This window comes from Arthrobacter sp. Leaf141, from assembly GCF_001424565.1.
Lineage (GTDB): Bacteria > Actinomycetota > Actinomycetes > Actinomycetales > Micrococcaceae > Arthrobacter.
In genome coordinates, this window is sequence record NZ_LMOL01000005.1 from 130,760 (window position 1) to 153,933 (window position 23,174).

The 23,174-nt window shown below is 66.5% G+C and carries 25 protein-coding genes; 15 read left to right on the forward strand and 10 right to left on the reverse strand.

Annotated elements, in window-relative coordinates:
* Genes ASF72_RS03135 through ccsB form a run of 3 tightly spaced genes read left to right on the forward strand, consistent with a single transcriptional unit; the run spans window position 1 to window position 3,571 of the window.
* Complete coding sequence (locus ASF72_RS03135) at window positions 1-756, forward strand: cytochrome c biogenesis CcdA family protein (RefSeq protein ID WP_050684438.1); 756 nt, start codon at window positions 1-3, stop codon at window positions 754-756.
* Complete coding sequence (gene resB, locus ASF72_RS03140; protein WP_056596530.1) at window positions 756-2,483, forward strand: cytochrome c biogenesis protein ResB; 1,728 nt, start codon at window positions 756-758, stop codon at window positions 2,481-2,483. Before ASF72_RS03135 ends, resB begins: the two co-directional genes overlap by 1 nt.
* A complete protein-coding gene (gene ccsB, locus ASF72_RS03145; RefSeq protein WP_056596533.1) occupies window positions 2,483-3,571 on the forward strand; it encodes a c-type cytochrome biogenesis protein CcsB in 1,089 nt (362 codons plus the stop codon). Before resB ends, ccsB begins: the two co-directional genes overlap by 1 nt.
* A 118-nt stretch (window positions 3,572-3,689) precedes the next feature.
* Here ccsB and ASF72_RS03150 read toward each other — a convergent pair whose 3' ends face one another.
* Window positions 3,690-4,082 carry a PLD nuclease N-terminal domain-containing protein gene (locus ASF72_RS03150; protein WP_056596536.1) on the reverse strand — a complete coding sequence of 131 codons (393 nt, stop codon included), beginning with the start codon at window positions 4,080-4,082 and terminating at the stop codon, window positions 3,690-3,692.
* A 62-nt stretch (window positions 4,083-4,144) separates the two neighbouring features.
* Between ASF72_RS03150 and ASF72_RS03155 the strand changes: the two genes are divergently transcribed.
* Window positions 4,145-4,459, forward strand: a complete 315-nt coding sequence (locus ASF72_RS03155) for a DUF4229 domain-containing protein (protein ID WP_050684474.1) — start codon at window positions 4,145-4,147, stop codon at window positions 4,457-4,459.
* Between the two features lie 6 nt (window positions 4,460-4,465).
* On the opposite strand, the gene ASF72_RS03160 is transcribed toward ASF72_RS03155, so the two are convergent.
* From ASF72_RS03160 to ASF72_RS03175, 4 genes are all read right to left on the reverse strand, one after another.
* A complete protein-coding gene (locus tag ASF72_RS03160; protein ID WP_056596539.1) occupies window positions 4,466-5,347 on the reverse strand; it encodes a 1,4-dihydroxy-2-naphthoate polyprenyltransferase in 882 nt (293 codons plus the stop codon).
* Between the two features lie 72 nt (window positions 5,348-5,419).
* Window positions 5,420-6,604, reverse strand: coding sequence for an AMP-binding protein (locus ASF72_RS03165; protein WP_200933610.1), 1,185 nt, complete (start codon window positions 6,602-6,604; stop codon window positions 5,420-5,422).
* A 14-nt stretch (window positions 6,605-6,618) separates the two neighbouring features.
* On the reverse strand, window positions 6,619-7,572 hold the full coding sequence (locus ASF72_RS03170; protein WP_050684443.1) for a 1,4-dihydroxy-2-naphthoyl-CoA synthase: 954 nt from the start codon (window positions 7,570-7,572) through the stop codon (window positions 6,619-6,621).
* A gap of 22 nt (window positions 7,573-7,594) precedes the next feature.
* Window positions 7,595-8,035 carry a VOC family protein gene (locus ASF72_RS03175; protein ID WP_050684444.1) on the reverse strand — a complete coding sequence of 147 codons (441 nt, stop codon included), beginning with the start codon at window positions 8,033-8,035 and terminating at the stop codon, window positions 7,595-7,597.
* 271 nt (window positions 8,036-8,306) lie between these two features.
* Between ASF72_RS03175 and ASF72_RS03180 the strand changes: the two genes are divergently transcribed.
* From ASF72_RS03180 to ASF72_RS03195, 4 genes are read left to right on the forward strand one after another with little or no spacing between them, the layout of a single operon-like run.
* Window positions 8,307-9,578 carry an ABC transporter substrate-binding protein gene (locus ASF72_RS03180; RefSeq protein ID WP_050684445.1) on the forward strand — a complete coding sequence of 424 codons (1,272 nt, stop codon included), beginning with the start codon at window positions 8,307-8,309 and terminating at the stop codon, window positions 9,576-9,578.
* Between the two features lie 5 nt (window positions 9,579-9,583).
* On the forward strand, window positions 9,584-10,522 hold the full coding sequence (locus tag ASF72_RS03185; protein WP_197273518.1) for a carbohydrate ABC transporter permease: 939 nt from the start codon (window positions 9,584-9,586) through the stop codon (window positions 10,520-10,522).
* Window positions 10,523-10,525: 3 nt separating this feature from the next.
* Window positions 10,526-11,449, forward strand: a complete 924-nt coding sequence (locus ASF72_RS03190) for a carbohydrate ABC transporter permease (RefSeq protein ID WP_200933611.1) — start codon at window positions 10,526-10,528, stop codon at window positions 11,447-11,449.
* A gap of 40 nt (window positions 11,450-11,489) precedes the next feature.
* Window positions 11,490-13,211, forward strand: a complete 1,722-nt coding sequence (locus ASF72_RS03195) for a hypothetical protein (RefSeq protein WP_056596542.1) — start codon at window positions 11,490-11,492, stop codon at window positions 13,209-13,211.
* Here the strand turns inward: ASF72_RS03195 and ASF72_RS03200 are convergent.
* A complete protein-coding gene (locus ASF72_RS03200) occupies window positions 13,208-13,969 on the reverse strand; it encodes a CPBP family intramembrane glutamic endopeptidase (protein WP_056596545.1) in 762 nt (253 codons plus the stop codon). The genes ASF72_RS03195 and ASF72_RS03200 overlap by 4 nt on opposite strands.
* A 318-nt stretch (window positions 13,970-14,287) precedes the next feature.
* On the opposite strand from ASF72_RS03200, the gene ASF72_RS03205 reads away from it, so the two are divergent.
* The gene (locus ASF72_RS03205; RefSeq protein ID WP_050684448.1) at window positions 14,288-15,745 is read left to right on the forward strand and encodes an amino acid permease; all 1,458 of its coding nucleotides are present in this window, start codon (window positions 14,288-14,290) and stop codon (window positions 15,743-15,745) included.
* Between the two features lie 93 nt (window positions 15,746-15,838).
* On the opposite strand, the gene ASF72_RS03210 is transcribed toward ASF72_RS03205, so the two are convergent.
* On the reverse strand, window positions 15,839-16,570 hold the full coding sequence (locus ASF72_RS03210; RefSeq protein ID WP_056596548.1) for a dienelactone hydrolase family protein: 732 nt from the start codon (window positions 16,568-16,570) through the stop codon (window positions 15,839-15,841).
* A gap of 200 nt (window positions 16,571-16,770) precedes the next feature.
* Window positions 16,771-16,947: a CsbD family protein gene (locus ASF72_RS03215; protein WP_050684450.1), complete on the reverse strand. Its 177-nt coding sequence runs from the start codon at window positions 16,945-16,947 to the stop codon at window positions 16,771-16,773.
* Between the two features lie 132 nt (window positions 16,948-17,079).
* On the opposite strand from ASF72_RS03215, the gene ASF72_RS03220 reads away from it, so the two are divergent.
* From ASF72_RS03220 to ASF72_RS03240, 5 genes are all read left to right on the forward strand, one after another.
* A complete protein-coding gene (locus ASF72_RS03220) occupies window positions 17,080-17,538 on the forward strand; it encodes an SRPBCC family protein (RefSeq protein WP_050684451.1) in 459 nt (152 codons plus the stop codon).
* 77 nt (window positions 17,539-17,615) lie between these two features.
* Window positions 17,616-18,215, forward strand: a complete 600-nt coding sequence (locus ASF72_RS03225; RefSeq protein ID WP_082178193.1) for a pentapeptide repeat-containing protein — start codon at window positions 17,616-17,618, stop codon at window positions 18,213-18,215.
* Between the two features lie 129 nt (window positions 18,216-18,344).
* The gene (locus tag ASF72_RS03230; protein ID WP_056596551.1) at window positions 18,345-19,571 is read left to right on the forward strand and encodes a thiolase family protein; all 1,227 of its coding nucleotides are present in this window, start codon (window positions 18,345-18,347) and stop codon (window positions 19,569-19,571) included.
* Entirely contained in the window at window positions 19,571-20,371 is an 801-nt protein-coding gene (locus tag ASF72_RS03235) for an enoyl-CoA hydratase/isomerase family protein (protein WP_200933612.1), read from the forward strand. The genes ASF72_RS03230 and ASF72_RS03235 overlap by 1 nt, the downstream gene beginning before the upstream one ends.
* Window positions 20,368-21,243, forward strand: a complete 876-nt coding sequence (locus ASF72_RS03240) for a 3-hydroxyacyl-CoA dehydrogenase family protein (protein WP_056596562.1) — start codon at window positions 20,368-20,370, stop codon at window positions 21,241-21,243. Before ASF72_RS03235 ends, ASF72_RS03240 begins: the two co-directional genes overlap by 4 nt.
* 10 nt (window positions 21,244-21,253) lie before the next feature.
* Here ASF72_RS03240 and ASF72_RS03245 read toward each other — a convergent pair whose 3' ends face one another.
* Window positions 21,254-21,487: a DUF6480 family protein gene (locus ASF72_RS03245; protein ID WP_050684454.1), complete on the reverse strand. Its 234-nt coding sequence runs from the start codon at window positions 21,485-21,487 to the stop codon at window positions 21,254-21,256.
* Window positions 21,488-21,559: 72 nt separating this feature from the next.
* Here ASF72_RS03245 and ASF72_RS03250 point away from each other — a divergent pair, with 72 nt between their 5' ends.
* Window positions 21,560-22,168: a GNAT family N-acetyltransferase gene (locus ASF72_RS03250; protein WP_056596565.1), complete on the forward strand. Its 609-nt coding sequence runs from the start codon at window positions 21,560-21,562 to the stop codon at window positions 22,166-22,168.
* Window positions 22,169-22,175: 7 nt separating this feature from the next.
* On the opposite strand, the gene ASF72_RS03255 is transcribed toward ASF72_RS03250, so the two are convergent.
* On the reverse strand, window positions 22,176-23,093 hold the full coding sequence (locus ASF72_RS03255; protein WP_056596566.1) for an SGNH/GDSL hydrolase family protein: 918 nt from the start codon (window positions 23,091-23,093) through the stop codon (window positions 22,176-22,178).
* Between the last annotated feature and the right edge of the window lie 81 nt (window positions 23,094-23,174).

Consider the following 23,174-nt stretch of genomic DNA (forward strand, 5'->3'; position numbering starts at 1 on the left):
GTGAACAGCCCCTTCGCTGAAACCATCCTCAACGGCTCGCTGCTGCTGGCCATCCCGGTGGCGCTGCTGGCCGGCCTGGTGTCTTTCCTCTCACCGTGCGTACTGCCCCTGGTGCCCGGCTACCTGGGATACGTGACCGGGCTCAGCGGCGTTGACCTGCAGAAGCAGAAACGCGGCCGGATGTTCGCCGGAATCGGGCTCTTTGTCCTGGGCTTCTCCGTGATCTTTGTCCTGCTGGGCGGCGCGTTCGGCCAGCTGGGCACCCTGATCACCGGCTCGCAGAACGCCTGGATCACGCAGCTGCTGGGCCTCCTGGTGATCATCATGGGTGTGGTCTTTATGGGTGGCCTCGGCTGGCTGCAGCGCGACGCCAAGATCCATGCCAAGCCGCCCGCCGGCCTTTGGGGCGCCCCGTTGCTGGGGCTGACCTTCGGGCTGGGCTGGGCGCCGTGCATCGGCCCCACCTACTCCGCAGTGCAGCTGCTGAGCCTGTCCGGCGGCTCCTCCGCCGCCAAGGGCGCCTTCCTGGCCTTTGTGTACAGCCTGGGCCTGGGCATCCCCTTCCTCCTGATCGCCCTCGCGGTCCGCCGGGGGATGGGTGTGATGTCCTTCTTCCGCAAGCACCGCCTGGCCATCCAGCGGACCGGCGGCGGCATCCTGGTGCTGCTGGGCATCCTGATGGCCAGCGGTGTCTGGGGAACCTGGGTGACCGGGCTGCAGTACTGGTTCCAAACCGATGTGAAGTTGCCGATCTGATGAGCGAGCGTGTGAAGGTAAAAAAGAAATCCCCGGCCCCCGTCGCCGCCGCGAAAGCGGACGCGGCGCTGCCAGCCCTCGGGATCAAAGGTATGCTCCGCTGGGCATGGACCCAGCTGACCAGCATGCGCACGGCGCTGTTCCTGCTGCTGCTCCTGGCTGTTGCCGCGGTGCCGGGTTCCCTGTTCCCGCAGCGCCCCGCGAACCCCTCGATCGTCGCGCAGTACATCAAGGACAACCCGGACTACGGCAAGGTGCTTGATGCGCTGCAGCTCTACGATGTGTATTCCTCCGCGTGGTTCTCGGCGATCTACCTGCTGCTTTTTGTCTCCCTGATCGGCTGCGTGGTGCCCCGCGCCATCGCCCACTTCAAGGCGATGCGGTCGCAACCGCCGCGGACCCCCAAACGTCTCTCCCGCCTCCCCGAGTACGGCACCCTGGTGATACCGGCCGACGCCGGGATCCCGGCGTCGGACGCCATCAACGGCGCCGCCGGGCTGCTCCGGAAGCGCGGCTACCGCGTGGACGTCCGGGACGCGGACGGCGCGCGGCCTTCGATCGGTGCCGAACGCGGCTTCGCCAAGGAGGTGGGCAACCTCATCTTCCACACCTCGCTGATCGGTGTCCTGGTCTCCGTGGCGCTGGGCGGCCTGTTCGGCTACAGCGGCCAGCGCATCCTGGTGGAGGGTGACACGTTTGTGAACACGCTGGTGGGCTACGACCAGTTCACCCCCGGCACCAACTTCCAGTCCGGGCAGCTGGAACCGTACTCCATCCAGCTGAACAAGTTCGACATCACCTTCGACCGGGAATCCCAGGGTAAGTTCGGCCAGCCCATCGACTTTTCGGCGGCTGTCACCACCAAGGAAAACCCGGACGCCCCCGCCCGGGACGAGACCCTCAAAGTCAACGACCCCATCACCCTGGGCGGCACCAGCATCTACCTCACCGGTAACGGCTACGCCCCCGTGGTGACCGTCCGCGACGGTGACGGCAACGTGTCCATGCAGGGCCCGGTGGTGGCCAAGCTCCAGGGCGACAACTACTACTCCTCCGTGGTGATCAAGGTTCCCGACGCCGCCCCGGACCAGCTGGGCTTTGTGGGCTTCTTCCTGCCCACCGCGTTCATCACTCCGGAAGGCGTCTCCTTCAGCGCCGACCCCGAACTCTTCAACCCGCAGCTGACGCTGAACTCCTACTACGGGGACCTGGGACTGGACAACGGGGCACCGCAGAACGTCTTCGAACTCGACGTTGAGGACCTCACGCCGCTCAACGCCCGGAACCTCGACGCCGGCGGCATCACCCTCACCCCCGGCGCCTCCTACACCCTTCCGGACGGTAAGGGCAGCATCAGCTTCGACGGCGTCAAGCGCTACATCGGCGTGGACATCCACCACAACCCCGGCCAGGCCTACGCCCTGGCGTTCGCGCTGCTGGCTGTCGCCGGGCTTATCCTGTCCCTCTACATCAACCGGCGCCGCGTCTGGGTCCGGACCGGGACCCATGAGGACGGCCGGACCATGGTGGAATACGGCCTCCTGGCCCGCGGCGAGGACCACCGGCTGGCCGCCGAAGCGGCAGCCCTGAAGGGGCTGTTCGCCACCGAATGGCAGCTGGAACCCGAATCCCCGGACGCATCCCAGCAAACTCCCAGCAGCAAGCGCGATAATAACGCAGGCTCCCCCACCCCAGCAGGCCCCGCCGGGCCCGAAAAGGACCAGTAATGCCGTTCGGAATCAACGAGACCATGGGCCAGTACAGCGAGCTCTTTATGCTGCTGGCCGCTGGCACCTACACCATCGCGTTCATCGCGTTTGCCTGGGACCTGGCCAAAAGCAGCAAGGCCCTGCGCGCCATCGACCTGAAGGCCGCGCAGGCCGAGTCGCCCACCAGGGTGCCGGTTGCGGCCGGGGCGGCGCAAGCCGGTTCCCGCTCCGACGCGTCGCATCTGGCCGGGCCTGCGGGCCGGGCCGAACGGCCGTCGTCGTCCGCGGCTGCCGGAAACGGCGGTGGGGTCATCACCGCCGACGGCGACATGAAGTACGCCGCCGAGCGCCGCGCCCCCGCGCGTATTGCCGTGGCCCTGACCGTCCTGGGCGTCCTCATCCACGCCGCCGGCGTCATCACCCGCGCGTTGGGCGCCGGGCGGGTGCCGTGGGGCAACATGTACGAATTCCTGACCACCGGCGCGTTTGTGGCCGTTGCCGTCTTCCTGCTGGTGCTGATCCGCCGCGACCTGCGGTTCCTGGGAACCTTTGTGGTGGGCCTGGCCATCATCATGCTGGTGGCGGCATCCGTTGCCTACTTCACCCCGGTGGGGCACCTGGTGCCGGCCCTGCAGAGCTACTGGCTGATCATCCACGTCTCCATCGCGGTGCTCTCCTCCGCCCTGTTCACCCTGACGTTCGCCATGTCCGCGCTGCAGCTGGTGCAGTCGCACCGGCAGAAGACCGTGGCTGCCGGCGGCGCGGACAAGCTGGGCTTCATGCGCCTGGTCCCGTCCGCGCTGAGCCTGGAAAACCTCTCCTACCGCATCAACGCCATCGCTTTCATCGGCTGGACCTTCACGCTGATGTTCGGTGCCATCTGGGCCGAGAAGGCCTGGGGCCGGTTCTGGGGCTGGGACACCAAGGAAGTCTGGACCTTCGTCATTTGGGTGGTCTACGCCGGCTACCTGCACGCACGCGCCACCAGGGGCTGGACCGGAACCCGGGCAGCCTGGCTCTCGATCGTTGGCTACCTGTGCGTGGTCTTCAACTTCACCATCGTGAACCAGTTCTTCAACGGCCTGCACTCCTACTCGGGGCTGTAAGGCACCTGCAACGCCCCGGAGGGGGCTGCAAACCACAACGGGCCCTGCCTGGCTGATTCAGCCGGGCAGGGCCCGTTGTGTGTTGTCGGTGTTGCGGTGTTGCCGGGGGAGTGGGCTGCTACTTCAGCCCGTCTGCGTCGTGTTCGTCGGATTCGTGTTTGTCCGTGCCGGTGCCCTCTTGCCGGTCCCGGGCTTCAAGGTCGGCCTGCAGTTTCTTCAGCCGCTCCGCCTCAGCCTGGTTGCGCCGGCGGGACTCGAGGTTCCGCAGGAATTCGGGATCGTCGTCCGGGGCGGTGGGGTGGCGTCGGGCCTGCTGCTGCGGCGGGGTGCCGCGCGGGCGGCCGATCAGCAGCCACAGGATCGCGCCGACCACGGGCAGGACGATCATCACTACGATCCAGGCCGGTTTGGAGATGCCCCGGGTCTGACGGGCGTCGGTACGGATCACATCCACGAGGCCATACACGAAGATGACGAGGACTGCGACGGCCAGAGCCACACGGAAGAGCATGCCATCAAGTCTATCGTTACCTGCAGGGCAAGGGCCCGGGCGGGAGGCCGCTAAACTTGACTGTGGCCTTTTTGAAATATTCCCTCATCCGTCTTGCGCTGTTCGTCCCGCTTTTTGTGTTGTTCACGATCCTGCAGTTGGGCGCCCTGATGTCAGTCATCTGCGCTGCGCTGATTGCGTTCGCCGTCAGCTACCTCTTTTTCCAGAAGCAGCGTGACGCCGCCGCAGCCAACCTGCACCACCGGTTCTCCGGCAAGGCCAAGCCCATGCGGTCCGCCGGGGAGGTCCAGGACGCCAACGCCGAGGACGCCCTGCTGGACGCCAACCCGGACATCGCCATCAGCAACAACACCAAGGACCCCGGGGCCCGCAGCTAGCGTTTGCTAGAAGCCGTGGCTGAGCACCAGGCCTGCGGCGAACAGCACGCTGTATCCGAGGTTGATCAGGCCGGTCTGCTTCAGGACCGGGATCAGGCTCTTGCGCTTGCGGCCGTTGATCATCAGCCAGGCGGGCATCAGGCACGCGGGGATCAGCAGCAGGACAATCAGCATCCACGGGCGGGTCGGGGCCAGGATGACCACCAGCAGGATGGCCACGGCCAGCATCAGGACGTAACTTTCCCGGGCGTGCTTGTCGCCCAGCCGGACGGCCAGGGTCTTTTTGCCGGCCTGCAAGTCCGTGGGGATGTCCCGGACGTTGTTGGCCATCAGCAGGGCGGTGGCGATCAGGCCGGTTCCCACGGCGCCGATGATGGCAGGCAGGTCGATCTGGCCCGCCTGCGTATAGGTGGTGCCCAGCGTGGCCACCAGGCCGAAGAACACAAACACAAACACGTCGCCCAGGCCCATGTAGCCGTACGGGTTTTTGCCGCCGGTGTAGCCCCAGGCCGCCATGACGCAGCCCAGCCCCACCAGGATCAACCACCAGCTCTGGGTGATGACCACCAGGACCAGGCCAAACGCCATGGCCACGCCAAAGCACGCGAACGCGGCGAGTTTCACATGGTTCGGCTTGGCGGCCCCTGACCCCACCAGGCGCAGCGGACCCACCCGGTCATCATCCGTGCCGCGGATGCCGTCCGAGTAGTCATTGGCGAAGTTCACGCCCACCTGCAGCAGCAGCGCCACGAGCGCCGCCAGGATGGCGTTGAACAGAAGGAATGAATCCATCCCGTAGGCGGCGGCGGAGCCGATCAGCACCGGCGCAATCGCGGCAGGCAGCGTCCGGAGTCGGGCGCCTTGGATCCATTGAGCGGCTGTGGCCACGGTCAGTACCTCATGTTGGTTCGGGAAAACGGCAGGCCGGCTACGCGGCCGCCGCAATGGTGCAGGTCCACTCTACTTTCCCGCGTGCCGGGCGCTGAGCTCCGCTGTCATGGCCAGCCGGTCAGGTTTGCCGTTGGGGAGCATCAGCAGGTCCGGCGCCACCAGCACGGTTTTGGGGGCGAGGTGCCCCAGGGCATCGTGCCATTCGGCGGCCAGCCCGGCGGCGGGGTCCCCGCTGCCGCCCTCCGCCCCGGCGAACGCGACGTAGGCCGCCACGGCCTGGCCCCATTCCGTGGACGGAACGCCGGCCACAAAAGCCGCGGAGACGCCGTCGTTCTTCTCCAGCTCAGCCTGCACCAGCGCGGCGGAAACCTTAACGCCGCCGGTGATGATCACATCGTCAGCCCGGCCCAGGACGGTGAGCCGGCCGTCGCCGTCAATGCTGCCCAGGTCGCTGGTCCGGTACCAGCGCACGCCGTCCTCCTCGAAGAAGGTGCGGGTTTCCTCATCCGGGGCCTCAAGGTAGCCGGCGGTGATGGTGTCGCCGCCCAGCAGGATCCGGCCGTCCTCGGCCACGCGCATGGAGACGCCCTCCATCGGGTAGCCGTTGTAGACGCAGCCGCCCGAGGTTTCGGCCGAACCGTACGTGGTGACTACGCGGACCCCGGCCTCCGTGGCGGCTGCCAGCAGCGACGCCGGCGCGGGCGCACCGCCCAGCAGGATGGCGTTGAAGCGGCGGAGCACGGCGAGGGTCTCGGGGGAGGGGTGGTCCAGCAGCCGGCGCAGCTGCGTGGGGACCAGGGACGTGAAGCGGATCTTGTCCGTCAGTTCCAGGGCCGCCTGGGTGAAGGCCTCCGGCGTGAACCCGCCGGACATGTCCATCACCCAGGGCCGGGTGCCGGCGAACAGCGACCTGACCAGCACCTGGATGCCGGCCACGTACTGGACGGGCAGCGCCAACAGCCACTGGCCCTCGCCCTTGAGCGCCAGCGCCGTGGCCATGGAGGACGCCGCCAGGGATTCCACCGTCAGGATGGTCGCCTTGGGCGTGCCGGTGGATCCGGAGGTGCGGACCACCGCCACGGCGTCGTCGCAGCCGGGGGTTTCGACGTGTCCCACCACCAGGGCGCCGTCCGCGCCGAGGGAAAGTTCGACGGCGGGACCCTCACCGTGGAGGGCGGCCGCCAGGGCCTTGAGTGCGGGATCGATGTCCAGGGGCCCGCCGGGGGCTGCCGTGCTGTTCTCTGCACTGTTCATTTGCATTGCCTGCCTTAGAAGTAGTGCGGGAAGTTGGACCAGTCGGGGTCGCGTTTTTGCAGGAAGGCTTCCTTGCCCTCCACCGCCTCATCCGTCATGTAGGCCAGCCGGGTGGCTTCGCCGGCGAACACCTGCTGCCCGGCCAGGCCGTCGTCGGCCAGGTTGAACGCGAATTTGAGCATCCTGATGGCCTGCGGGGACTGCCGGGCGATGTCCGCCGCGTACTCCAGGGCCACTTCCTCGAGCCGTTCATGGTCCACTGCTTCGTTGACGGCACCCATCCGGACCATGTCCTCCGCGGAATATTCGCGGGCCAGGAAGAAGATTTCCCGGGCCGCCTTCTGGCCGATCTGGCGGGCCAGCAGCGCCGAGCCGTAACCGGCGTCGAAACTGCCCACAGTGGCGTCCGTCTGCTTGAACTTTCCGTGCTGGCGGGACGCGATGGTGAGGTCAGCCACCACGTGCAGGGAGTGGCCGCCGCCGGCCGCCCAGCCGTTGACCACGGCGATCACCACTTTGGGCATGGTGCGGATCAGGCGCTGGACCTCCAGGATGTGGAGCCGGCCCGCGCGGGCGGGGTCGATGCTTTCCTGGGTCTCGCCGTCCGCGTAGCGGTAGCCGTCCCGGCCGCGGATCCGCTGGTCCCCACCGGAGCAGAACGAGTGCCCGCCGTCCTTGGGCGAGGGGCCGTTGCCGGTGAGCAGGACGGTGGCCACGTCCGGGCTCATCCGGGCGTGGTCCATGGCGCGGTAAAGCTCGTCCACGGTGCCGGGCCGGAAGGCGTTCCGGACCTCGGGCCGGTTGAACGCGATCCGGACTGCGGGCAGGTCCCGGACCCATCCGCCGTCAGCATCCCGCTCCACCTGGCGGTGGTAGGTCATGTCCTGGAAGTCGTCGAATCCGGACACAACCCGCCAGCGGGTGGGGTCGAAGACGTCGGACACCGGTGCGGGGATTTGATTGCTCACCGTGCAAGTCTAGTAATTGGCCTCAGCTGATGCAGAACTCGTTGCCTTCAGGGTCCGCCATGGTGTGCCAGGAGTGCGGGCCCTGGCTGGCGGTCCACAGGAACGTGGCGCCCCTGGTTTCGAGCTCACTGCGCACCTCGTCCTTGTCCCGGCCTGCCAAGTTCAGGTCCCAGTGCACCCGGTTTTTGCCGGTCTTTTCCTCCAGTCCGATCTGGAAGAGCAGCCGACGGGTGGGGGCCTTGGACGCTATCTCCTCCGGCGGGCGGATGGCGGCGCCGTCCTTCCACACCAGGTTTCCGCGGTGCGTGATGGTCTGGTCCCCGGTGGCGAACCCCTGCTCGATCATGGACCGGATGAAGGCTGCGTCCTGCGGTTCCACCGCCCACTGCAGGGTTTCGGCCCACCAGTCGGCCAGCTGGTGGGGGTTCCGGCAATCAATGACAATCTGGATATTCAGTCCCATCCAACCAAGGTACGGTGGCAGGTGCTCCGGTGGAAGGTTGCGCTTGCGTGCCAGGTTCGGATCGGGGTGGCATGCGGCTGCGGGGAAGCGCTGCCAGGCCTTGCGGGAAAACGCCTATAACGTTGGAAAGTACTCTTGACAATATGTCATGACATGGGTCACAGTTTACCAGGAAAGGCTTTTCCCCCGGCGGTGTTGCCGGTGGCGGACAAGCCTCCAGCCAAGGGCTACGAGCTGGCCCAGGAGCATTAGCGAGAGACAGGACAAGGCATTGTCAGAGAAGACAAGAATCTCCAGCATCACCCGCCGGCAGTTCGGCATGACGGCACTAGGACTCTCAGCCCTGGCAGCGGGCCTCTCGGCCTGCGGCAGTGGCGGCGGCTCCACTGACGGCGGCGCCAAGACCCTTCAGCTGGTCCTCTCCGGCGACACCAACCAGGGCGGCGCGTTCGCAGCCGCCGCGGCCAAGTACAAGGAAGCCACCGGCATCACCATCGAAGTGGTGGACGTCCCCACCGCGGACATCACCACCAAGCTCAAAAACGCGGCCACGGCCAACGACCTGCCGGCCCTGGCGCGGGTCACCAGCGTCGACCCGCTCTGGGTCAACCAGCTCCAGGACCTCACGGACATCGCCAAGTCCCACGGCATCAGCGAAAACTTCCTGCAGGAATCCCCGGACGGCATCATCCCCGCCATCCCGTCCGACCTCACGGCCGTGGGCCTGTTCGTCAACAAGAGCCTGTTCGAAAAGGCCGGCGTGGCGTTCCCCACCGAGATCGACAAAGCCTGGACCTGGGATGAGTTCATCGCGGCAGTCACCGAAGTGCGCGAGAAGGCCGGCGCCAAGTACGGCGTGGTGATGGACCGCTCCGGCCACCGCCTGCGCGCCATGATGTACGAGTTCGGCAGCACCGCCTTCGCCAAGGAGGGCGACAAGTACGCTGCGGACGACAAAGCCGTGGAAACCCTTGAGTACTTTGCCAAGATCAACGACGACAAAACCATGCCCAAGTCGGTCTGGCTCAGCGGCGAGGACGGCAACGCGATGTTCAAGTCCGGCCAGGTGGCCGCGTACTACTCCGGCAGCTGGCAGGTTGCGGACTTCAACAAAAACATCAAGGACTTCGAGTGGATGTCGGTGCCGCTGCCCAAGCAGCCGGTCAACGCCACCAACCTCGGCGGCGGCTTTATGGTCGCCTTCAAGGACACCGGTGCCGATGAGGAAGCCAAGAAGTTCATCGACTGGTTCTACGACGACGCCAACTACACCGAGTTCGCACAGCTGGGCGGCTACATCCCGGCCAAGGACCTCAAAGTGGAGTACCAGTTCCAGCAGCCGTCCTTCGACCTGTACCAGAAGCAGATCGCGGAGAACGATGCCAAGGGCGACAACGCCATCAAGCGTGTGGTCATGGAAGCCTACGCCGAGGCCCCGTTCTCGGGTGACCCGCTGCGTGAAGAGACTGTCAAGATGCTTTCCGGCAGCCAGGACGCCAAAACCACGGTGGAGAACATCGTGAAGCTCTACAACGGCGCCTGAGTTCCATGGCACAGCCAACCATCACCCCGGCCCCGGAGCAGGCTCCTGCCCCGGCAGTCCGGAGCAAGTCCCAGCAGAACCGCCGGAACCGCTACGTCCTGGCACCGCTGATCCTCCTGGGCGTCAACGTGGTCCTGTTCCTGGTGTTCTTCGTCTGGCCCGGAGCCCTGGGTTTGCTGTATTCCTTCACGGACTACCGGGGCGTTGGCAAGCTGAACTTCATCGGCCTGGCCAACTTCCAGAAGCTCTTCGCGGACAGTACCTTCTACGCTGCGCTGGGCCGGACGTTCGTTTACACCGTGCTCTCGGTGCCGCTGGTGTTTGTGTGTTCCCTCGGGGTGGCCTCGCTGCTGGTCAGCAAGGCTGTCCGGGGGCGCACCGCCGCCAAGATCATCATCTTCCTGCCCTGGCTGATCTCTCCCATCGTGGTGGGCGTCATCTGGAAGTGGCTGTTCGGCCAGGACTTCGGGTTTGTGAACTTCCTGATCACCAGCGCCGGCGGCAGCGCGGTGCCGTGGTCCAGCAATGGGAACCTGGCCCTGATGGTGGTGATCTTCGCCTCGGCCTGGGGCGGTACCGCATTCAACATGCTGCTGTTCATCGCGGCCCTGAAAAACATCCCGGAGGCCCTGCTGGAGGCCGCCGAACTGGATGGGGCCAACGCGTGGCAGCGCTTCCGGAACGTCACGTTCCCGGGCATCGCGCCGACGTCGTTCATGGTCATCCTGCTCTCCACGATCGGCTCCATGAAGGAGTTCGCCATGATCCAGGCGCTGACCAACGGCGGCCCGGGCACGGAAAACACCCTCATCGTGCAGTACATCTACAAAACCGGCTTCGAGCAGTCGAAGGTGGGCTACGCCAGCGCCGCGTCGATGGTGCTGATGGTGGTCCTGCTGGCGATCGCGCTCATCCAGCTGCGGTTCAACCGGAAGAAGGCCTGACCCATGGCAACAGCTGCCAACCTCCCGCCCGCCGTGGCGGAAGAACCAGCCCTCGGCGCCGAACGGGCCGCTGCCCGGCCCCGTAACCGCAAACGGAAAAACAGCGAAGCCGTAGGCCGGACCTCCCTGCCGCTGACCGTGCTGATGTGGGTCATCGCCGCCCTCTACGCAATTCCGCTGCTGTGGTTCCTGCTGAGCTCCTTCAAGCCCGGCAGCGAACTGTTCAGCTACCCGCTGTCGCTGATCCCGCGGGAATGGACGTTCCAGGGCTTTGTGGACGCGTGGGAGCGGGTGGACTTCGCCCAGTACTTCCTGAACACGGCCACGGTGGCGATCGTCACCACCGTCCTGACCGTCTTCTTCAGCGCCTGCACCGGTTACGCGCTGGCCAAGTACAACAACAAGGGCACCCGGCTGTTTTTTGTGTGCGTCCTGGCCACCACCATGCTGCCCACCGAGGTGATCCTGAACCCCACCTTCACGGTGATCCGGGACCTGGGCCTGTACAACTCGCTGGCCGGCATCATCGTCCCCTCCGTCATCACCGCCACCGGCGTGTTTATGTTCCGGCAGTTCTTCCTGACGGTTCCCGATGACCTGCTGCACTCGGCACGGATCGACGGCGCCAGCGAGCTGGCCATCTTCTTCCGGATCATGCTCCCGCTGTCCAGGCCCATCCTGTTCACCCTGGCCATCTTTTCCTTCCAGTGGCGCTGGAACGACTACATCTGGCCGCTGATCGTGCTCAACGATCCCAAGTGGTACACGCTCCAGGTGGCGCTGCGCAGCATTGTGGGCGCCGAGAACATCGACTGGCCGGTCCTGCTGGGCGCGTCCGTGATCTCGCTCCTGCCGCTGGTGCTGGTGTTTTTTGTGTTCCAGAAGTACGTGCTCAACGCCGACGTCAGCGCCGGCCTCAAGGACTGACCCCGTTCCGCCCCGGCGGGACCTCTGAAAGGTAAGCATTTTGCAGACAGTTGTGGCCGACGCCGGTTTCCTTACCCGGGTGGCAAAGGCGGCAGACGGTTTTGTGGCGGCAATGCTGGACACGGACGACGGCGGCGCGCAGGTTTTGGCGCACCGGCCCGCCATGTCCCGGCTGCTGGCGTTGCTGGCCGTCTACACGGAACCCGGTTCCGCCTATCACGGCCAGGATTGGCTGGGTGCGGACATGGACGCCTGCCTGGCCCGGCTGGAACAGCTGCAGGGCCCCACGGGCCTGTTTGACGGCACCAACCTGTGCTCGCCGCCGGACTCCGCGTTCACCCTGAACGACGTGTGCCTGGCCCTGGGCCTGATCCGGGGCGGCGCGGCGGCAGCCGCCGATCCGTTGCTGGTGGGGGTGGCGGAGCGGCTGGGGGGCATCATCGCCCGGGCCACGGACGCCATGGTGGCCGGCGGCGTGCACACCCCCAACCATCGGTGGGAGCTCTGCGCCGCGCTGGCACAGATGAACCAGCTGCAGCCGCGGCCGGACATCGACCCGCGGATTGCGGAGTGGCTGGCCGAAGGGATCGACCAGCTGCCGGACGGCATGTACTCGGAGCGCAGCCCGCTGTACGCAACGGCGGTCACCAACCCTTCCCTGCTGGCCATCGCGGACAGCTCGGACCGGCCGGAACTGCTGGACCACGTCCGGGCCAACCTCACCGCGTTCCTGCCCTGGTTCAACCCGGACGGCACGGTGGAATCGGTGCACTCCCGCCGGCAGGACCAGTGGCAGGCCTTCGAGGCGGCCCCGTTCCTGCCCTTCTACCGCCGGCTCGCTGCCCAGGACGGGAACCCGGAGTTCGCGGCGGCCGCGGCCTGGCTGGAGGGCTTCCCGCTGCACGAACCGGCTAAGCTGCTGGCGCTGACCCGGCTGGATCCTTTGGTGGGCCAGGCGCTGGAGGCTGGGCCGGCGTCGGCCGCCGTTATGCCGCCGCCGCTGGTCCCGGCGGAGACTGCGCTGGAAAGCTGCGGTGTATTCCGGTTCCGGGAGGCCGGCGCCGTGACCACGGTGTTCGGCGGCTGCGACCACCAGGAACCCGGGGTGGTATCCGGGCTGGCCACCAACCCCACGTTCCTGCGCTTCGCGGCGGGCGCGGCGGCCCTCTCCGGCGTGCGTCTTTCCCGCAGCTTCTTCGACCTGGGCCCGTTCCGCAGCCAGCACACCCGCCGCACGGGCAGCTCCGTCGCCCTGTCAGAGGAGCTGGCCGCGAACTTCTACCTGCCCCTGCCTGCCGCGAAACGCCGGGCGGACGGCATCTACGCGCTTGAACATGAGGGCCGGTTCAGCGCCGCCATGGACTTCAGCAGCCGCCCCACGGTGGTGCACCGGCTGTCCACCAGCGTGGATGTCAGCGTGGCCGGCGCCGCGACGGTTGTTGACGTGGCCTTTGACGGCACGGACACCGCCTACGCCCTGGAACTGACCTTCGCACCCGGCGGCGAGCTGGAGGGCGTGGTGCCGCTGGATGAACCGGACACCTACCAGCTGGTGGCGGAGACGGGCCGGTACCGGGTGGGGACGGACGTCATCGAGTTCGGCCCTGGCCTTGCCGCCGATCCCGATTCCCCGGCGGCATACAACCCCGGCGAAAGCTACCGGTACCTCGCGGGCACCAACGCCGCAGCAGGGGTGAAGGTGTTTATCACCGGGCGCACCATCGGCACCCGCCGCTTCACGTTCCGGGCAGCGGGCGCCTAGGCCTGCAGCTGCTGCATCTGCTCAAAGAGTTCGGGCGGGATGGCGTACAGGAACACCACTGCCAGCAGGTTCTTCGCCGCGTGGACGAAGTAGGAAAACATCAGGTTCTTCCCGGTCCACACATAGACGAACACCAGGGTTGCGGCCATGGCCAGGTAGGGGAGCAGGGCGGTGAGGGTGATGGCTTCCCGGCCGGCGATGTGCAGCGCGGCGAACAGCACCACGGACAGGGCGCAGCAGAGCCAGATGTTCAGCCGCCGGCTCAGCTTGCCGATCAGCAGGTGCCGGAAGATGAACTCCTCCACGAACGGGCCGGCCACCACCAGCAGCGGCACCATCAGCCACGCGGGCACCTGCTGCATCAGCCGCTGCAGCCCGGCCTGGTTGACGGACGTCTGGACCTCACCGCCCAGCGCCACCAGCACAGCCGTCAGGATCATCATCACGATCACGCCCGCAGGCACCATCAGCACCGTGAACCAGGGCCGCGTGGCCAGCACGCGGAGGTCCCGGCCCACCACCTTCCGCGCCGCCAGGAACGCCAGGATGCCCACCGAGGCGTAGAACAGCAGGTTCAAAGCGTAGGAGGCCGCTGCGGGTGACGGCGACAGCTGCGCCACCAGCGGGGCCAGGAACTCCCCGGCCAGGGCGAAGATCCCCGCGAAGCCGATGTAGAGAATCACGGCGGCATAATCCAGGCGGGAGAAGCGGTACAGCTGCGGCTGCAGGGCAGGGGAAATCCGGTGGGCGGTGGCCATGGTTTCAGCCTAGTCTCCCCTCCCGTTGCCCTATCACTTATGGCTCCCACCTGGTCCTTTTGGCGACCATAAGTGATAGGGCAACGGGGGGAGGCCGGGGTACAGGGGCGGGGGCGGATCCGGTACTGCAGACACCGGAAGTGTTGTGCGCGTCACGTGGCACCCTTCGCGTCTTGTACGATGGACGAGCCGCGCGAAGCTTCGGCTGTGCGAAGGATCATGGATGTAATCGGTTGCCCCCGGGGCTAAACACCGAATTATGTGATCTGGATCATTCGCCCCCGGATGCGGCCAACCCCCAACCTACAAGGAATCGTTGTGCCTCAAAGTACCCCCTCAGATCTTAAGAACACCCCGGCCGCGGCCACGTCTGACCCGTCCCTCAGCGCCGAGGGATACAGCAAAACGCTGGGCCGCCGCCACGTCACCATGATCGCCATGGGCGGCGCGATCGGCGTCGGCCTCTTTATGGGAGCCGGCGGCCGCCTCGCCTCCACCGGCCCCGCCCTGATCTTCTCCTACGCCATTGCCGGCGTCATCGCCTACCTGCTGATGCGGGCCCTCGGCGAACTCATCATGTACCGGCAGACCTCAGGCTCGTTCGTCAGCTACGCCGGCGAAATGTTCGGCCGCAAGGGCGCCTATGTGTCCGGCTGGATGTACTTCATCAACTGGGGCATGACGGGCATCGCGGAACTGATCGCAATCGGCCTGTACTTCCAGTTCTTCTTCCCCAACGTCCCTGTGGAGGTCAGCGCCATTGCCGCGCTCCTGCTCCTGGTGGCCGTGAACCTGCTCAGCGTCAAGGCGTTCGGCGAGTTCGAATTCTGGGCCTCCTGCCTCAAGGTGGGCGCCATCCTGATCTTCCTGGCAGTGGGCACCTTCATGGTGGTCACCAACGCCAAGGTGGGTGACGGCAACGCCTCGGTGAACAACCTCTTCGCTGCTGAAGGCGGCATGTTCCCGAAGGGCGCCCTGGTGATGGTGCTTGTCCTGAACGCCGTGATCTTCGCCTACAATGGCATCGAACTGGTCGGCATCACCGCAGGCGAGATGCAGAACCCAAAGCGCGAAGTGCCCAAGGCCATCCGCGCCGTTGTGCTCCGCATCGTGGTGTTCTACGTCGGTTCTGTAACCCTGCTGGCCATGCTGCTTCCCTCCGACCAGTACGTGGCCGGGACCTCACCGTTCGTCACCGTGTTCGGCCAGATGGGCCTGGGCTGGGTGGGCGATGTGATGAATATGATCGTCATCACCGCGGCCCTGTCCTCCTGCAACTCCGGCCTGTACTCGATCGGCAGGGTCTTCCGCACCATGGCCAACAACGGCCACGCCCCGCAGTGGCTCACCAAGATGTCCTCCCGCCACGTCCCGTACGCCGCCATCCTGGCCATCGCGGCGTTCTACCTGGTGGGCATCCTGCTGAACATCTGGCTGGGCGGCTCCTACGCCTTCGACCTCGCCCTGAACACCGCCTCGATCGGCGTGATCTTCACCTGGGGCGCCATCTTCGCCAGCCAGATCGCGCTGCGCCACCGCAAGGGCGTCACCTCCAGCCTGCCCATGCCCGGTTCGCCGTGGACCAGCTGGGCCGGGCTGGTGGCACTGCTGGTGATTGTGGTCCTGATCGGCTTCGACACCATGACCAACAAGGGCGGTGAGGTCTTCTACCTGGGCCTCTGGACCCTGGCGACCATCCCGTTCTTCGCCCTGGTGCTGTGGCTCGGCTGGCAGAAGGTCAGGAACAACGCACCGAAGAACGAGCTCTACAGCTAGGAATTCTTCGGCAGCCGCCAGGCTGGTTGGAAACGTACGACGGCGGGACGCCCCTAGGGTGCCCCGCCGTCCGGCGTTTAACGGGAGAGTCCGTCAGGGCGCCGTCGTTTTGAGGTGGCGGGCGAAGTGGTCCTCAATCCGCTGCCAGGCTTCCGGTGCAGACTCCGGATCCGGCCCGATCCCCAGCACCCGCATCAGCGGCCGCAGGACGGCGGGCCCGGCCTCGGATTCGTTGAGGAACGCATGGCCGGCGTGGGGAAACTCCTTGACGTCGTTTTCGATCCCCAGATCATCAAGGACGGTTTCCAGCCTGGCGGCGGCACCCTTGAGGGTTTTGTCCCTGGCACCGTAATTGGCCACGATGGGGCAGGCGTCACGGAGGGCCTCCTCCGGATGCCCGGGGAGCTTCCCGTAGTTGACCGCCGCGGCGTCAAACCCGTCGCGGGCCGCCAGGAGGGCAAAGCCGCCGCCCATGCAGAAGCCGATCACGCCCGTCCTGCCGGTGCTGTCCGAGGCGCCGGCCAGCCAGGCACGCGCCACGGAAATGTCCGTAAACGCCGTACCGTGGCCGCTGACCAGGCTTTGCATCGTTGCCACCAGGCAGCGCCTGCGGCCGTCGCTGAAAAGGTCGACGGCGAGGGTCAGGTACCCCGCCCGGGCCAGCCGGTCCGCGTGGCCCATTGAGTTCGCGTCCAGGCCGAATGCCTCGTGGATCATCACCACGGCGGGGAACGGGCCCGGCCCCGGGGGCGTGGCCAGATAGCCGCGCAGGTTGGTGGAACCGCCGGCAACTGCGCTTTCGGCGCTAAGGTCAATGAAGGTCATGGGGCAAGGCTAGCGGCGGCTGCCGGCAACAGGCCGCAGGGCTGGCTGTGCGGAATGGACTCGCCGGCTGGAATCCCTGGCTGCTGCGTCCGCACAGCAGAACGGCGGCGGATCCCGTGGGATCCGCCGCCGTCTATGCGCTGCGTTCCAGCAATGCAGCGGGCTACCCGAAGGCGGTGCCCGGCTGCCTCAGCCTGAACCTAGTTGCGCTTGAATTCGTCCTTGACGCTTTCGCCGACCTTCTTTGCGTCGGCCTTGACCTGGTCAGCCTGGCCTTCGGCCTTGAGCTTGTCATTGTCGGTTGCGTTTCCTGCAGCTTCCTTGGCTTTTCCGCCCATGTCTTCCGCTGCGTTGCTGATCTTGTCTCCGAGGCCCATGCTGGTTGCCACCTTTCGTTGCGTTGATCAAATACTGCATTTTCACCATAACACGAAGCTTGCTTACTAAATCAAGCTGGACCGGACTTTCCCTGCCTGTAAGTTGTCGGCGGCCACGGCTAGGCTCGAAGCATGGACCAAAGCACAAACGTCACCCGGCACATCCAGGCAACACCTGACCAGGTCTGGGCCGTGATCACGGACATTCCCGGCTCGGCCACCACACTGTCCGGCGTCGAAGCTGTCCAGCCGCTCACGGACGGTCCTTACGGCGAGGGAACACGCTGGAAGGAGACCCGGAAAATGATGGGCCGGTCCGAGACCGTTGAGATGTGGGTGGCCCAGGTGGATCCGACCCGCAGCACCACGGTCAAAGCGGAGCAGGGCGGTGCCGACTACAGCACCCGGTTCAGCTTGGCACCACGCGAGGGCGGCACTGACCTCACTGTCACCTTCGGCACCCACGTGGACAACCCTTCGGCGGCCATGCGCGTGATGTTGGCCGTGTTCGGCAAGGTCGGGCTGGCCATCACCCGCAAGGCCCTCGCCAAGGATCTCGCGGACATTGCGGCCAAAGCGGAGTCGCTTTAGTGGCGGCCACCCGGGCACGTGCCCCCAAGGTCGCCGCGCCGCAGCTCTCCCGGGCACTCCTGGCGGGCGTGGACCTGATGGACCTGGAGTCGGCCGGATTCCACAGCGGCGAACGGTATGACGGTGTCCGGTTCCACCGGGCAGCAGCGGACGGTCTGGACCTGGGCGGTGCTGATTTTTCCGAATGCGAGTTCCAGGGCATCTCCTTCAACGACACCCAGCTCCGCGGCGCCACCTTCCGTGACTGCATCATCGGCGAGCTGTACGCCCCCGTGTTCCGGGCCGCCCGGAGCGCCTGGCGGGACGTCGAGGTCCGGAACCCCCGGCTGGGGTCCGCGGAACTCTACGAAAGTGGCTGGCAGTCGGTCCATATCGATGGCGGCAAGCTGGACTTCCTCAACCTGCGCGGCGCCAAACTCACCGACGTCCTGATCAGCGACTGCATCATCAACGAACTGGACCTTGGGTCGGCCACCGGAACGCGGGTGGCACTGAAAAACTGCACCATCGGCACCCTTGACGTCAGCGGCGCAAAGCTCAAGGACGTTGACCTCCGCGGGACCGAATTCCGGTCCATCAGCGGGCTCGGCAGCCTGGCAGGTGTGGTGGTGGACGAGTACCAGTTAAGCCTCCTGGCGCCGTTGCTGGCGGCGCACCTGGGGTTGACGGTCCTGTAACGCCCCGGCTGGGGCGCTTCGCAACGACGGGTGCCCCGTGTACTATTTACAGAACGAACGGTCGGTAAGTGGTTTTCCGCGTTGCCGGGCGCCGATGACAGTGCTGTTGATCGCGTGAAGGGTGTTTCCATGGCTGCAACCGCAGGTCCGCAGGCTTTCCTTGTTGGCGGGGTACGAACCCCGGTGGGCCGGTACGGCGGCGCGCTGTCAGCCGTCCGCCCCGACGACCTGGCGGCCCTGGTGGTCCGCGAGGCGGTGGCCCGGGCCGGGCTCGATCCGGACAGCATCGACGAGGTCATCCTGGGCAACGCCAACGGCGCCGGTGAGGAAAACCGGAACGTGGCCCGGATGGCCACTGTCCTGGCCGGGCTGCCCCTCCACATTCCCGGTATCACCGTCAACAGGCTCTGCGCCTCGGGGCTGAGCGCCATTATCCAGGCCAGCCACATGATTAAGGCCGGCGCCGCGGACATCGTGATCGCCGGCGGGGTGGAATCCATGAGCCGGGCGCCGTGGGTCCAGGAGAAGCCGGCCGCCGCGTTCGCCAAACCCGGCCAGATTTTCGATACCTCCATCGGGTGGCGGTTTGTGAACCCGGAGTTCCAAAAGGGACCGCTGTCCAGGGATGGCAAAATGACCTTTTCCATGCCGGAGACCGGCGAGGAAGTGGCCCGCGTGGACGGCATCACCCGCGAAGACGCGGACGCCTTTGCCGTCCGCTCGCACGCGCTGGCGCTGGACGCCATTGCCGCCGGCCGCTTCAGGGACGAAATCGTGCCCGTGACGGTGGCTACCAGGAAATCGGAGACCGTGGTGGATACCGATGAAGGCCCCCGGGCCGGTACCACCATGGACGTCCTGGCCGGGCTGCGGCCTGTGGTCCGCGGCGGGAGCGTGGTCACCGCTGGAAACTCCTCCACCCTGAACGACGGCGCATCCGCCATCATTGTGGCCTCGGAAGAAGCCATCAAAAAGCTGGGCCTGGTCCCGCGTGCCCGCATCGTTGACGGCGCGTCGGCCGGCTGCGAACCGGAAATCATGGGCATCGGCCCGGTGCCCGCCACCCGCAAGGTCCTGGCGCGGAGCGGGCGCACCATCGGTGAGGTTGCCGCCGTCGAACTTAATGAGGCCTTTGCCACCCAGTCCCTGGCCAGCATCCGCCGCCTGGGCCTTGACCCGGACATTGTGAACCGCGACGGCGGCGCCATCGCCCTGGGCCACCCGCTTGGTTCCAGCGGCTCCAGGATCGCCATCACCCTGCTGGGCCGGATGGAGCGCGAAGATGCGGCGCTGGGCCTGGCCACCATGTGCATCGGTGTGGGCCAGGGCACCGCCCTGCTGTTGGAGAAAGTCTGATGCCGGGCGCCGTGGACCTGGCCGCCGAAACCTTCTCCGCCCTGCTGGTGGAGGAACGCGCCGACCGGGTGGTGGTGCTGCTCAACCGGCCGGAGGTCCGTAACGCCATAGACCAGCAGATGGTCGACGAGCTGCACGTGGTGTGTACGGCACTGGAACAGAACCCGCGGATCCTGGTCATCGCCGGTACAGACGGTGTTTTTGCATCCGGCGCCGACATCAGGCAGTTGCGGGAACGGCGGCGGGACGATGCGCTGCAGGGTATCAACTCCACAATTTTCATCAGGATTGCCAAGCTGCCCATGCCGGTCATCGCCGCGCTGGACGGCTACTGCCTGGGCGGCGGCGCGGAACTGGCCTACGCCGCCGACTTCCGGATCGGCACGCCGTCAGTGCGGATCGGCAACCCGGAAACCGGGCTGGGAATCCTCGCCGCTGCGGGGGCCGGCTGGCGCCTCAAGGAGCTGGTGGGGGAGCCGGTGGCCAAGCAGATCCTGCTGGCCGGACGGGTCCTCGGCGCCGAGGAGGCCCTGGCCGTCAATCTCATTTCCGGGATCCATGACACGGCGGACCTGATGGCCGCCGCCCACAGCCTGGCGGACCGGATCGGACGGCAGGACCCGCTGGCAGTGCGGATCACCAAGCAGGTGTTCCATGCCCCGGCTGAAGCCCACCCCCTCATCGACCAGCTGGCCCAGGGCATCCTCTTCGAATCGCAGGCCAAGTTCGACAGGATGCAGGCCTTCCTGGACACCAAAGCTGCCCGGGGTACCCAGCCCGGCGGAAAGAAGGACTCATGACCAACCCCCAGCTTTCCCCCGGCCTGCCGGGGTCCATCGGTGTCCTGGGCGGCGGCCGCATGGGCGCCGGCATCGCCCACGCATTCCTGGTCAAGGGTGCGGACGTGGTGGTGGTGGAGCGCGACGCCGAGGCTGCCGCCGCCGCCCGCGACAGGGTCCTCTCCGCCGCGGCCAAGAGTGTTGAACGCGGCGCAGTGACGACCTCCGTGGATGACCTCGCGGCGCGCCTGGAGGTGGTCACCGGCTACAGCGCGTTCGCGGGCCGGGAGCTGGTGGTGGAGGCGGTTCCGGAGGACTGGGAACTGAAGGTCGCGGCGCTCCGGGGGATCGAGGAGCAGTTGACCGCCGGTGCGTGCATCGCCTCGAACACATCCTCGCTGTCCGTGACCGGGCTGGCCAACGAACTGAAGCGGCCCGAGGACTTTTTGGGCCTGCACTTCTTCAACCCCGTCCCGGCCTCCACCCTCATCGAGGTGGTCCTGGGCGAACGGACCTCCGCCGGGCTCGCCGCCGCAGCGCGCAACTGGGTGGCAGCGCTGGGGAAGACTGCTGTTGTGGTCAACGACGCGCCGGGGTTCGCGTCCTCCCGCCTGGGGGTGGCCATTGCCCTGGAGGCCATGCGGATGGTGGAAGAGGGGGTTGCCTCTGCCGAAGACATCGATGCGGCTATGGTCCTGGGCTACAAGCACCCCACCGGACCGCTGCGGACCACGGACATTGTGGGCCTTGACGTGCGCCTGGGCATTGCCGAATACCTGCACTCCACCCTGGGGGAGCGCTTCGCCCCGCCGCAGATCCTGCGGGACAAGGTGGCCCGCGGCGAACTGGGCCGCAAGACCGGCCGCGGGTTCTTCGACTGGCCCGCCCAGTAACGCGTTCCGGCTAGTCGAAGAAGCCCACGATGTAGCCGATGAAGTAGAGCAGGAACAGCACCACGCCGGCACCGATGGCACCCACCCAGAAAATCTGCTGACCCTTGCCGGAGCCTTTTTGGCGCGGTTCCGACGTTCCAGCCACCGAGCCTTCGCCCGGCGGTGTTTCGCCCGGTGGAACGCCGCCGCCGGGTTCCAGGCCTGTGATCTTGTCGTCCTCGGGGTCCGGATTGGTACCTGACACGTCAACTCCCTCGCTCGCGGTCCTGCTGTCCCCACACTAACGGGCAGCGGAGTGTGGGCCTAGGCTGATGCAGTGACTTTTATGAACCCCGTAACCTTGACCGGCCGCCGCGTGATCCTGGAACCGCTGGCGCCGGAACACCATGACGGCCTGGTGGACGCAGCCGCGGACGGCGAACTGTGGCGTCTCTGGTACACCTCGGTGCCCACCCCGGAGGGCATGGCAGCCGAAATCCGGCGCCGGCTGGACCTCCAGGAGCAGGGCAGCATGCTGCCGTTCACCACGAGGCTGGCGGACCCGGTCACCGGCGGTCCGGGCCAGGTCATCGGGATGACCACCTACATGAACATCGACGCCGCAACACCGCGGGTGGAGATTGGCTCCACCTGGAACGCGGCGTCCTCGCAGGGCACCGGCACCAACCCGGAGTCCAAGCTGCTCCTGCTGGAACACGCGTTCGAGGCGCTCGGCTGCCCGGCCGTGGAGTTCCGCACGCATTGGCTGAACCACCAGTCACGCGAAGCGATTGCACGGTTGGGCGCCAAGCAGGACGGCGTGCTCCGGAACCACTCCCGGACCTCGGACGGGATACTCCGCGACACCGTGGTGTTCTCCATCCTGGAGCACGAGTGGCCCATGGTCCGCGCCGGGCTTGAGTACCGGCTGGCCCGGCGCGGGTAGGGCGCGGCTACCTCCGTGCGAGCTGTGCCGGCTTGACTGCCCCCATGATCGCTGAGGCGTAGGCGCGATGCCCGGCCTGGTTCGGGTGGAAGTTGTAGTCCGCAGTGGGCAGGGCAAGATTCAGTTGCAGCCATGGGTCGGCGGAGTTGACCTGGTGTCCTGCGAACCGTGCCGTCATATCGACGTACTGTGCGTTGACGTGGAAGGCAGTGTTGGCGGTGTTCACGGCCGCTTCGATCGTTGTATTCAGCCGGATGGTCGCCCCATTCATCAGCTGCTGGTTTTCTGCTGGAATGGGAGCAAAGGGGCTGGCCGGATCAAAAAGGAACGGATAGCCCAGGACTGCAATCCTCGCGTTTGGTGCTGCCGCATGGATGGCAGCGTAAGTCTGGGCAAGGCCGGCCTGGAGCAAACCGAGGTTAGTGGGCGACGTGAGGTAGTCCAAGGTGCCGGCGCAGACAGCCGCGGGCTGGGTGGCGCAGACTCCAAGGGCGTAGGAGAAGCCCACATCGTTGGCTCCGGCGGTGATGCTGACCAGTTCAGTATCCGCGGAGATCGCCCCCATGAAGGCCAGGGACGCGAGTTGCTCCTGCACTGTGGGAGTTACAATGACGCGGTCATAGAAGGGGCTGGCCTGTGACAGGACCGCTCCATGGCAGGCACCGTTGGCCACGAGGTTTACCCGGCCCGTTTTTCCCACCACGTCCACGTAGCCCGGATTGCTCTGCCAGCAAGCCACCCCCGCGGGGCGTAAGGCTAAGCCGGCGCCTGTTCCTGCCGTGTATGAGTCGCCCAGCGCAACATAGTCCGCCTGCGGAGGCGGCGCTGCCTGCGCAGGGATTGCCGTGAAACCGAGTGCCATTGCCATGGTGGCAAGGACGGCCGCAAAGGCCCCCCGCCGCCGTCGTAAAGCCAAAATTGCCATGATGTTCTCCTTTGAACAACAGCCTTCCTACGTGGCGGGCGGTGGGCTCGCAAGTGACACCGTACGCCTGATTGCGCCGCA

What these genes read in the sequence shown, in the direction of transcription:
- ASF72_RS03240 (WP_056596562.1), top strand. Translation starts at nt 20,368, where the DNA reads ATGACCAACCCCCAGCTTTCCCCCGGCCTGCCGGGGTCCATCGGTGTC.
- ASF72_RS03230 (WP_056596551.1), top strand. Translation starts at nt 18,345, where the DNA reads ATGGCTGCAACCGCAGGTCCGCAGGCTTTCCTTGTTGGCGGGGTACGA.
- ASF72_RS03165 (WP_200933610.1), bottom strand. Translation starts at nt 6,604, where the DNA reads ATGAACAGTGCAGAGAACAGCACGGCAGCCCCCGGCGGGCCCCTGGAC.
- ASF72_RS03255 (WP_056596566.1), bottom strand. Translation starts at nt 23,093, where the DNA reads ATGGCAATTTTGGCTTTACGACGGCGGCGGGGGGCCTTTGCGGCCGTC.
- ASF72_RS03215 (WP_050684450.1), bottom strand. Translation starts at nt 16,947, where the DNA reads ATGGGCCTCGGAGACAAGATCAGCAACGCAGCGGAAGACATGGGCGGA.
- ASF72_RS03175 (WP_050684444.1), bottom strand. Translation starts at nt 8,035, where the DNA reads ATGGGACTGAATATCCAGATTGTCATTGATTGCCGGAACCCCCACCAG.
- ASF72_RS03210 (WP_056596548.1), bottom strand. Translation starts at nt 16,570, where the DNA reads ATGACCTTCATTGACCTTAGCGCCGAAAGCGCAGTTGCCGGCGGTTCC.
- ASF72_RS03185 (WP_197273518.1), top strand. Translation starts at nt 9,584, where the DNA reads ATGGCACAGCCAACCATCACCCCGGCCCCGGAGCAGGCTCCTGCCCCG.
- ccsB (WP_056596533.1), top strand. Translation starts at nt 2,483, where the DNA reads ATGCCGTTCGGAATCAACGAGACCATGGGCCAGTACAGCGAGCTCTTT.
- ASF72_RS03190 (WP_200933611.1), top strand. Translation starts at nt 10,526, where the DNA reads ATGGCAACAGCTGCCAACCTCCCGCCCGCCGTGGCGGAAGAACCAGCC.
- resB (WP_056596530.1), top strand. Translation starts at nt 756, where the DNA reads ATGAGCGAGCGTGTGAAGGTAAAAAAGAAATCCCCGGCCCCCGTCGCC.
- ASF72_RS03220 (WP_050684451.1), top strand. Translation starts at nt 17,080, where the DNA reads ATGGACCAAAGCACAAACGTCACCCGGCACATCCAGGCAACACCTGAC.
- ASF72_RS03200 (WP_056596545.1), bottom strand. Translation starts at nt 13,969, where the DNA reads ATGGCCACCGCCCACCGGATTTCCCCTGCCCTGCAGCCGCAGCTGTAC.
- ASF72_RS03225 (WP_082178193.1), top strand. Translation starts at nt 17,616, where the DNA reads ATGGACCTGGAGTCGGCCGGATTCCACAGCGGCGAACGGTATGACGGT.
- ASF72_RS03150 (WP_056596536.1), bottom strand. Translation starts at nt 4,082, where the DNA reads ATGCTCTTCCGTGTGGCTCTGGCCGTCGCAGTCCTCGTCATCTTCGTG.
- ASF72_RS03235 (WP_200933612.1), top strand. Translation starts at nt 19,571, where the DNA reads ATGCCGGGCGCCGTGGACCTGGCCGCCGAAACCTTCTCCGCCCTGCTG.